At 64.4% G+C, this 3,164-nt stretch carries 2 protein-coding genes and 1 pseudogene; all 3 read left to right on the top strand.

What is annotated here, in order from left to right:
- The first annotated feature begins 172 nt into the window (after window positions 1-172).
- A pseudogene (locus AHiyo1_RS06295) lies at window positions 173-1,140 on the top strand (aldose 1-epimerase family protein).
- A gap of 41 nt (window positions 1,141-1,181) precedes the next feature.
- Window positions 1,182-2,507, top strand: coding sequence for an AI-2E family transporter (locus AHiyo1_RS06290; protein WP_084784378.1), 1,326 nt, complete (start codon window positions 1,182-1,184; stop codon window positions 2,505-2,507).
- Between the two features lie 3 nt (window positions 2,508-2,510).
- On the top strand, window positions 2,511-3,164 hold a 654-nt coding region (locus AHiyo1_RS06285; protein WP_113990579.1), incomplete at its 3' end, for a threonine ammonia-lyase.

The following is a 3,164-nucleotide window of genomic DNA, read 5'->3' as shown; positions in this document are numbered from 1 at the left end:
AGCCGGGATCGCGCTCCGGCGAGCCGGCGTCGTCGAAATAGATCAGCTCCCGGCCATCGGCGAGGCGTGTGCTGGTAAGGCGAGTCATGGATTTATGGTGCCACAGAGTGCTCAAAAAGGCAAAATATCTAACAAAAAAGAACATTGAGGGTGAAGCCAAGCAACACATGGGATGCAGTACGGTGGTGCCATGCCTCCCACAACACCGTCTTCGACACCGGGCGAAGAGACCGTATCCCGACGCTTTGCCAGCGGACGCCAATTCGAGATCCGCCGCGGTGACGCACTCGCCGTCGTCACCGAGCTCGCCGCGGGCTTGCGGTTGTTCAGCCGCGACGGCGTCCAGCTCACCGAGAGCTACGGCGACGCGCAACTTCCGCCCGGGGCCACCGGAATTACCCTCGCCCCGTGGGCCAACCGGATCGAGGACGGGATCTGGTACCTCGACGGCAAAAAGCAGCAACTGGACATCACGGAGGTGTCCCGCAACAACGCCAGCCACGGGCTCCTGCGCAACTCGTCCTACGCCCTCGTGGCGGAAGACGAATTCTCCGTGACCCTCGAAGCCGTGATCTTCCCGCAGCACGGCTACCCCTTCCTGGCCCGGCATCAGGTCCACTACGAGATCGACGCCGGGCTGGCGCTTCGGGTCTCCCAGAGTTTCATCAATGATTCGGCGGCCCCCGCGCCCTTCGTCCTCGGGGCGCACCCGTATTTGCGTGTAGGGGACGTTCCGCCGGAAGAGATGGTCCTGACTGTCCACGCCGGTACGCGACTCGTGGCCGACGAGCGGCTGATCCCGCGTAGTTCGGTGCCTGTCGACGGTGATTTTGATTTTGGCGCGGCCGGAGTGTGGGTGGCCTGGATGTCGATGTGGCGTTCACGGATTTGGGGTTCGACGGCGGCATCGCCCGCCAAACGCTGTCGGCGCCGGATGGCCGAAGCGTCTCCTTGGAGCAGGACGAAAGCTGCGCCTACGTCCACATCTTCGTCACGGATACTTTTCCGGGCCGCTCGAAAGCGGTGGCGATTGAGCCCATGACCGGTCCGGCGAACGCGTTCAACTCGGGCGATGGCCTCCGGTGGCTCGAACCGGGGGAGACCTTCACTATGAGGTGGGGAATCGTGGGCGCGCTGTAGATGGGTTTCCTATCGGGCGCTCCCTGCGGAATTATGGGTGAATGACGCCAGCACAGGACGCCACGCCATCGAGTGAGCCCGTTTCGGCCGCGCCCAGGCAGGTGTCGGAGCATCACATTGCGCAGGACATCCCGTACGGAGTCCGGATTGCTGCCGCGTGGGCATGGCGGGTGGGCCTCATATTGGTGGTCGTTGGAGCCCTTATTTGGCTGTTGGGGAAGGTCAGCTTCCTGATCATCCCGCTCATGGTCGCCTCCCTCCTGGCAGGCTTGCTCTACCCGGTCACGGGGTGGCTCAGGAAGCTCAAGATGCCCCAAGGAGCGGCCGTTGCCATCACAGTGGTGGGGTTCCTCGGGGTCATCGCGGGAGCCCTGGCGTTGGTGGGACGGCAACTCGCTGTGGGATTCGGCGAGCTGTGGCAGGAAGCGCTCACGGGCATCCAGCAAGTCCAGGCCTGGCTCGCTGACGGCCCGCTGCACCTGACCGCGGACCAGATCGACACCTACATCCAGAGCGCAACCTCGGCCCTGCAGAACAACAGCAGCAGCATCCTCAGCGGTGCCCTGTCCTTCGGTAGTACCGCCGGGCATTTTGCCGCGGGCATGGTCCTGGCCCTCTTCATCCTGATCTTTTTCCTCCTCGAGGGGTCCAGGATCTGGCGGTTCATCGTCGGGCTCCTGCCCCGGACCGCACGCGCAGCGGCCTATGGCGCGGGCCGGCGCGGTTGGTCGTCCATGGTCAGCTACGTGCGCATCCAGATGTTCGTTGCGTTCGTGGACGCGGTGGGGATCGGCGTCGGCGCAGCGATTATCCAGGTTCCCCTCGCCCTGCCCCTGGGTGTGTTGGTGTTCATCGGCTCGTTCATCCCGGTGGTCGGTGCCCTCGTGACGGGAGCCATCGCGGTGCTCCTGGCCTTGGTGGCGAATGGTCCCGTCAACGCGCTCGTCATGTTGGCCATCGTCCTGTTCGTGCAGCAGCTTGAAAGCCATATCCTCCAGCCGCTCATCATGGGCAAGGCCGTATCGCTGCACCCGGTCGCCGTCATCTTGTCGGTCGCCGCCGGTTCCTACCTGGCCGGAATCCCGGGAGCGCTCTTTGCCGTCCCGCTCCTCGCCGTAGCAAATACGGCGGTTCGCTATATTGCAGCGCGGACGTGGGAACATGATGAAGGACTGATGACGGCGTACGCCGGCGCAGGGATTGCACCACCGGACTCCGATGAGGAACCCACCATCAAGGAAATCCACGGTCCCGGCGCCAACGCGGGCGCACGGTCCAACAGCGGCGAAGGCGCCGCAGGTCAGCACGCGGCTGCGGAACGGACATTCGCCAAGGATGCCGCACAGCACACCAACAAAGGAGATTAACCCGTGAATACCCTCGATACCCTGCCCGTCACCCTGGACGATGTCCTTAAGGCGCAGGAGCTGCTCGAGGGCATTATTACCAAGACCCCCATCGAGTCCTCACGGGCCCTGGGAGCGATGGTAGGCGGAGAGGTCTTCTTCAAATGCGAGAACCTCCAGCGGGCAGGTTCCTTCAAGGTCCGCGGTGCCTACGTGCGGATGGCACGCCTGTCTCCCGAGGAAAAGAAGCGCGGCGTGGTGGCGGCTTCGGCAGGCAACCACGCGCAAGGCGTTGCGGTGGCGGCGAAAAGCCTCGGAATCAAGGCACGCATCTACATGCCGCTCGGTGTGGCGCTTCCGAAGCTTGCCGCAACCCGCAGCCACGGAGCCGAAGTCGTCCTGCACGGACACAACGTGGATGAGGCCCTGGCCGAGGCGCAGCGCTACGCGAACGAAACTGGCGCGGTCTTCGTCCACCCCTTCGACAACGTCGACGTCGTGGCGGGCCAGGGCACCGTCGGGCTTGAAATCCTGAATCAGGTCCCTAACGTCGACACGGTCCTGATGGGCGTCGGTGGCGGTGGCCTGCTGGCCGGAGTCGCCGTCGCGATCAAAGCGAGGGCCAGGGAGCTGGGACGCGAGATCCGGATCATCGGCGTGCAGGCCGAGAACGCGGCC

The organism is Arthrobacter sp. Hiyo1, from assembly GCF_001263615.2.
Taxonomy (GTDB): domain Bacteria; phylum Actinomycetota; class Actinomycetes; order Actinomycetales; family Micrococcaceae; genus Arthrobacter.
The sequence above is the reverse complement of the archived record's forward strand: the minus strand, read 5'-3'. Positions and strand labels throughout refer to the sequence as shown.

Bases quoted from the DNA above. Each gene is read 5' to 3' on its own strand.
- AHiyo1_RS06290 (WP_084784378.1), top strand. From the start codon at position 1,182: ATGACGCCAGCACAGGACGCCACGCCATCGAGTGAGCCCGTTTCGGCC.